This window comes from Pseudomonas sp. GXM4 (genome assembly GCF_008923895.1).
Lineage (GTDB): Bacteria > Pseudomonadota > Gammaproteobacteria > Pseudomonadales > Pseudomonadaceae > Aquipseudomonas > Aquipseudomonas atacamensis.
The window spans coordinates 1-6,262 of sequence record NZ_WBRZ01000301.1 but is presented as its reverse complement, the minus strand read 5'-3'; the positions used below and the strand labels follow the sequence as shown (position 1 = coordinate 6,262).

The 6,262-nt window shown below is 62.2% G+C and carries 3 protein-coding genes; all 3 read right to left on the bottom strand.

Going from position 1 to position 6,262, the window contains the following annotated elements; translation table 11 throughout:
- Positions 1 to 27: 27 nt before the first annotated feature.
- Positions 28 to 3,702 (bottom strand): translocation/assembly module TamB domain-containing protein, encoded by a 3,675-nt coding sequence (locus tag F8N49_RS24370; protein ID WP_151552923.1) that lies wholly within the window; start codon positions 3,700 to 3,702, stop codon positions 28 to 30.
- Positions 3,699 to 5,426 carry an autotransporter assembly complex family protein gene (locus tag F8N49_RS24365; RefSeq protein WP_151552920.1) on the bottom strand — a complete coding sequence of 576 codons (1,728 nt, stop codon included), beginning with the start codon at positions 5,424 to 5,426 and terminating at the stop codon, positions 3,699 to 3,701. The genes F8N49_RS24370 and F8N49_RS24365 overlap by 4 nt, the downstream gene beginning before the upstream one ends.
- 66 nt (positions 5,427 to 5,492) lie before the next feature.
- Entirely contained in the window at positions 5,493 to 6,143 is a 651-nt protein-coding gene (locus F8N49_RS24360) for an N-acetyltransferase (protein ID WP_151552918.1), read from the bottom strand.
- Positions 6,144 to 6,262: the final 119 nt, after the last annotated feature.

Below are 6,262 nucleotides of genomic sequence, written 5' to 3'. Positions count from 1 at the left end.
GGGAACGATCATTGAAGGGAGCGAGAGCTAGAAATCCCGCTTGTAGAAAATATCCAGCGAACTCGCCACGCCGCTCGCCGCTTCGACGTAGACCTTCTTGCTCAGCTTGTAGCGCAAGGCGATGGTGCTGGCCGGTTCGAAGACGCCGACGCCGTAGCGCAGGCTGAGTTTTTCCGAGATGTTGCCGCTGGCGACGACGCTGGTGTCGTTGCCGCTGCCTTGGGTGTCGAGTTGGAAGTCCTGAATCCCCAGATCCTTGGCCAGACCACTGGTGATCCCGGCACTGCCCATCAGGCCCAGGCCCAGCGCGGCTTGCGCGAGCATGTTGTTATCTTCGCCGCTGGTGCTCAGCGGACGGCCCAGCACCAGGTACGACAGCGCCTGTTCCTGACTCATCGCCGGTTCGGAGAAGATCTGCGTGGTCGGCTGTTCGGCGCTGCCGCTCAGGCGAATACCGGCGATGATGTCGTCGGTCTGGCGGATCGCTTCGATGTCCAGATACGGCTGGTCGATGGGACCGGCGAACAACAGACGCGCACGACGCACCGTCAGGCGCTGGCCGTAGGCGCGATAGCGGCCGTCGTTGAGCCAGAGTTCGCCACGGGTGTCCATGTTGTCGCCGATGTGCACCTGACCTTGCAGATTCGCGGTCAGGCCGAAACCGGCAAAGCTCAGCTTGTCTTGACCGACGATTACGTCGATGTCCATTTTCATCGCGATCGGTGGTTTGCCCTCTTCGGTCTGCGCGCCAACGATGATCGTGTCGTCGGAGACTTTCACGGTTGATGGCGGCAGTTCGCGCACGGTGATTTCGCCTTTCGGCACCAGCACCTTGCCGGCAACTTTCAGCTCATCGCCGGCCATGGAAATCTTCAGGTCCGGGGCCATTTCCAGTTTGGCGTAGGGCTCGACGCTGACCGGCAATTGCGTGCCCTTGAGCGCCAGATCGACCACCAGCGCCTGCCCCCAGGCGACGTTGCCGTTGAGGCTGCCCTTGCCAGTCTTGCCGCTGTTCCAGCCACCGTCCAGGCGCATCGATTCGCCGGCGATCGCCGCAGTCAGTTGCAGATTCTGCAGCTCCATCGGCAGTTCGGCGCCGGACACTTCGCCATCGCTGAGCTGCACAGTGCCATTGACCAGCGGTGCGAGCAGGCCACCGGAAATAGTGCCGCTGCCGTTGAGCCGGCCGGTGAGTTTTTCCACCATCGGCACGAATGGCCGCGCCACCGACAGATCGAGGCCGGAAAGGCGGAACGAGCCGCTCAGCGGTTTGTTTTTCGGCAGCGGATTGAGCTGCGCCTGCACCAGCAATTCGCCGAGTTTGCCGCCGACAAAATTGAGCTCGGTGTCGACGCGCTTGGGCGTGAGCTTGCTGCTGAGTTTGAGGGTCTGGTAGGGGAAATCCAGCCAGCGATCCTTGTCGCGCACGCGCAGGGTGCCGCCGCTGGCATCGACACTGACCACGCCGTTCGGGCCGCTGGCCGGCAGGTCCAGTTGCAGATCGGCATTAAGCCGGCCCTGCCAGGCGAAGTCCTTGGGCAGCCATTGCGCAAGGCTTTCGATCGGAAATTGCTTGAGGTGATACCGCAGCTTCGGCTCGGGCATCAGGCGCTGGTCTTCGCCACACAGGCTGGCGTTGCCGGACAGCCAGCAATGCGCGCCGAAATTGATCTGGCCGTCCGCCAGGCGTTCCAGTCTGGCCGGGCTTTGCAGCTTCCAGTCCTGGCCACCGGCCTGAATGTCACCACTGGCCAAGCGTCCGCGCCAGTTGCCCTTGTCGAGGTTGCCGTCCAGACCCAGCGCCAGTTTCAGCTTCGGTCCGATCAGGTCGAGGTTGAGTTTCTGGCTTTTGATATCGCCCTGAGCACTGGCGGTCAGGGTGCCCAGCGAGGTATCGCCAGACTGAATGCCGCTGCCTTTGAGATTGATCTTCGCCCGCTGCGCGCTGTCGAGGGTGGCATCGAGGTTGAGGCTTTGCAGGCGATTGTCCTGGAAGGCCAGTTGCGAACCTTGCAGATCAAGCTTGCCCTGTGGCGCCTTCAGCGTACCGGCGACGTTGACCTGACCGTTGACCTGCCCGCGCAATTGCGGCCAGAGCTGGGCCAGACGCGGCAGCTTGATGTCGATCTGCCCGCCGAGTTTGTCCTGCAGGCTGCCCTTACCGTTGATGCTGTTGTCGCCGAGGCGGATCTGCAGGGCGTTGAGGTTCCACCGTTCGCCCGCGCCGTCAGCCTTGGCTTGCAGGATCGCCGGCTGACCGCGCAATTTGCCTTTGAGATCGAGGTTGGCGCTGAGGCTGAGCTGATCATTCTTCATCTCGCCCTTACTCTTCAACGGCCCGGCCAGAGTACCCGGCAGTTCGGCGACCCAGTACGCCGGGTTGAGCGCCGACAGATCCAGCGCGGTATCCCAGGCGATGCCGTCGGCGAAGCGCACATTGACGTGCCCTTCGGCCTTGCCCTGCCCGGCCTGCATGACCAGTTGCGGCAAGGCGATCTGTTCGAGGCTGCCGCTGAACGGACTGCTCAGGGTGAACGCCCCCGCCGGGCCATCCAGCGCGGCGTCGAAATTACCGAGGTACTGGCCGTCGGTGTAGGACACTTCGCCGGTAAAGGTGCGCAACGTCACTTGCGGCTCGTCGATTTCCGGATAGAGCCGGTGCCACGGGAAGTCTTGCCAGTTGATATTGGCCTGAGCGCTGAGGCCCTTGCTCCAGTCGACGTTGCCGGTGAGCTTGAGGCTTTGCGTGTCGTTGGCATTGAGGTCGAGGCCGGCGATCTGCGCGCCATTGGCGTCGACCTTGCCCTTGAGCAGCAGCGCCACTGGCGATTTTTCGGCGGGCAGCGTGGCGTTGCCGAGCAGTTGGTAACCGTTTTTCAGGTCGCCTTCGCCGGTGAGCACAAGCTGATTGAATTGCAGGGTGTCCGGCAGATCGGCGCTCGGCTTGAACGCGTCGCTGGTGATGCGCACCTTGGCCGGCAGGTTTTCCGCCAGCGCTTGCAGCTCGCCGTTCAACTGGCCGTCGAGGTAGCCACGGCTGTCGGCGTGCAGGTTGAGGGTTTTCAGCAGATCACCTTCAACTTTCAGCGCCAGCGTCCACGGCTCGCTGCCGGGAGACGGCAAAGTCAAATCGCCCTGAATCGTCAACGGCCAGTTGCCGCTCGGTTGCAGCAGGCCGGACAGGTTCAGGCTGAGCTCGTCGCGCTGCAATTTCACGCTGTCGATCTGCAGGCCCTGAGCGGTCCAGTGCGCCGCCAGTTGCAAGCCCTTGAGCTGTTCGCTGCCGTTGAACAACAGGCTGCCGACTTCGACATCGCCCAGTTCAATGGCCAACGGCAATTGCAGGTCCGGCAGTGTGATCGGGCCGCTCTCGGTGGTTTCTTCGCTCGGCGGGAATTGCAGGATCACCTGATCGGCCTTGAGCTGATCGATACACAAGGTCATGCGCGTCAGGCACAGCGGCGACCAGGCGAAGATCGCCTTGTTCAGCTCGACACGGCTGGTGTCCTGCTGCCACACCAGGTGATCGGCGCTCCACTGCCCAGCGAGGCGACCGTGGAAATTCTCCACGCTCAAGCCAGGTACAAGGCCCAGCGCCCAACGGCTGCCGGCCTGCGTGCCAAGCAGTGCAGCCAGGCTCAGGACGATCAACATGACCAGTGCCAACAGCGTCAGCGCCGTTATTTTCACACCACGCTTCACAGCTCAGGCCCCATGGAAAAGTGCAGCCGGATGCCGGCGTCGTCGTCCAGCGCATGGGCCAGGTCAAGGCGGATCGGCCCGACCGGAGAGACCCAGCGCACACCCACACCGACCCCGGTCTTGAGGTCGGGCAGTTCGAGTTTGTTGAAAGAGTTGCCTTGGTCGACGAAGGTCGCGACCCGCCATTTCTCGGCGATCGAATATTGATACTCGACGCTGCCGGCCACCATGTAGCGACCGCCAATCCGTTTGCCATCGGAATTTTTCGGCGACAGGCTCTGATAGTCGTAACCGCGCACGCTCTGATCGCCACCGGCAAAAAAGCGCAGCGATGGCGGAACCGAGTTGTAGCCGTTGGTGGCGCTGCCGCCGACCTGCACGCGGCCGAGCAAGCGGTGCCTGTCGAACACCGTGGTCAGGCCTTTGACCAGCGCGGTGCCATATAAAAGGTTGTTGTCCGAACCGAGGCCTTCCTTGGCCACTTTGCTTTCGAAGCTCAGGCGATAGCCGTTGCGCGGGTCGATGCGGTTGTCGCTTTTGAGGTACGAATAACTGATGCCGGGCATCAGCAACGTGCTCAGGCCGGAGTCGTCGCCGAGTTCGTATTCTTCACGTTGCCATTTCAACGAGATCACCCGCTGCCAGCCGCTGGGCAACTTGCTGTGCCATTCCGGGCCGAAGGTCAGCAGTTTGCTCAGGGTGTCGGAGCCTTCGATATCTTCGAACTGATAACCGCCGGCCCAGCGCAGTTTGTCGGTCAGTGGCGGGTCGAGCGGGATGTCGTAGAACAGCCCGACGTTCTGCCGGGGCGCCGAGAGTTCGGCCTCCCAGCCATAGCTGTCGCCCTGCGGGTTGACCCAGTGACGCGTCCAGTTGGCCTTGATCCGTGGCCCGACGTCGGTCGAATAACCGAGGCCCAGGCCCATGGTGCGCGGCTTGCGCGTGTCGAGTTTGACGGCGACCGGAATCACATCGTTCTGCGCTGCCGTCGGTGCTGCATCGACGCGCACGCCTTCGAAATAGCCGCTCGATTGCAGGTCGCGGTTGAGTTCGGCGATCAGTTCCGAGTCGTATGGCTCGCCTTCCTTGAACGGCACCATGCGTTGCAGCAGGTCTTCGTCGAACGGCGTGTCGCCCTCGAAACTGACTTTGCCCAGCGCATAACGCGGGCCGCTGTCGTAGATCAATTCGATGTCGGCCACGCCCGCGCGCGGATCGACCATGAGTTTCTGGCTGGTGAAATGACCGCTGAAGTAACCGAAGCGCGAGGCCTGGTTCTGGATCACCCGTTTGGCGTCTTCGTAACGGCCATGGTTGAGCACGGCGCCGGACTTGAGCAGGTCGCTTTTCGGTACGCGAAAGGATTTCAGCGAGGCCGCCGGGCCGTCGACACGCACGGTGACGTTGCGCAGGCGAATCGGCTCGCCGGGATCGATGTTCAGCACCAGACGCGGTTTTTCCCCGCCCTTGACGTCACTGTCGATCTGCGGCTGGTAGTAGCCCAGCGCCTGCGCCGCTTTGCGCGCCTGCTCTTCGGCGCCGCGACTGAAGCGCAGCAAGGCTTCTTCGTCGCGATCGCCGAGGCTGCCGATATAGCCTTCTATATTGGCCTTGAGTTCATCGTTGGACGGCTTGATCCGTACATCCAATTCACTTTGCGCCAGCGCCGCGCAGCTGGATAACAGCATCAGCACGCCGCTGGTAAATCTTCGTGGAAACTTCATAGGCGCGGATGCTATCACGGGCTCGGGAGCCTGATAGAACAGGTAATTTGTGAAGAAGTTCGATCGTTATCCCGTTGCTGTTTGTAACACCTGCGGATTGGCGTGGAAAAATACGTGTTCGCGCACCGGCCCGACGGCAACCTCGCCGATCTCCTGATAACCCTGCCTTTTATAGAATTCCAGGTAGCGCGGGTTGCCGGTGTCGAGCACCACCCCTTGCGAGGTTTCATCGACCGCGCACCAGTTGTGCACGGCGGTGAGCAATTGTTCGCCGTAGTGCTTGCCCTGAAACTGCGGGTGAACGCCGAGCAGCGGCAGCATGTGCACCGAGTCACCCGGCACGCATGCGCCGACGGCGTCGTGGTATTCCAGATAACGCCGGGTGCAGCGAAAACCGGTGCTGAGCACCATGCGCAAGCGCCACGCCCAGCTCTCGGTAACGCCCAGGCGCCGTTGCGGCGGTGCGATCAGGGCGATGCCGATCAAGCGATCGTTGACCAACAAGCCGATCGCCGGCAGGTCCTGCAGAAAATGCTGTTTGACCAGCTCGCGCACCGTCGCGCGCACGCGCTGTTCGTAGCCGGGACGCTCGGCTTCGAACAGGTAGCCGAAGGTCGGCTCGTGGCGATAGGCCTGATACAGCAACGAGCGGGCTTCGCGCGAATAGCCGCGGTCGAGCATGTGGATGTCGGCAACGGCGGTCTGGGTTTCAGGCATTGCAGTGATTCTCCCCGGAGGCGCGCTCGGAGACTGGCGCGCTTGTTGGTACGAACCTTTTGACGGTGGCGTGGTTCCCTCACAGGTTAGACCAGCCCTGGATCTTCATCGAATGTGAG

Excerpts from the sequence above, each read along its gene's own strand:
- F8N49_RS24365 (WP_151552920.1), bottom strand. The coding sequence starts at position 5,426 with ATGAAGTTTCCACGAAGATTTACCAGCGGCGTGCTGATGCTGTTATCC.
- F8N49_RS24360 (WP_151552918.1), bottom strand. The coding sequence starts at position 6,143 with ATGCCTGAAACCCAGACCGCCGTTGCCGACATCCACATGCTCGACCGC.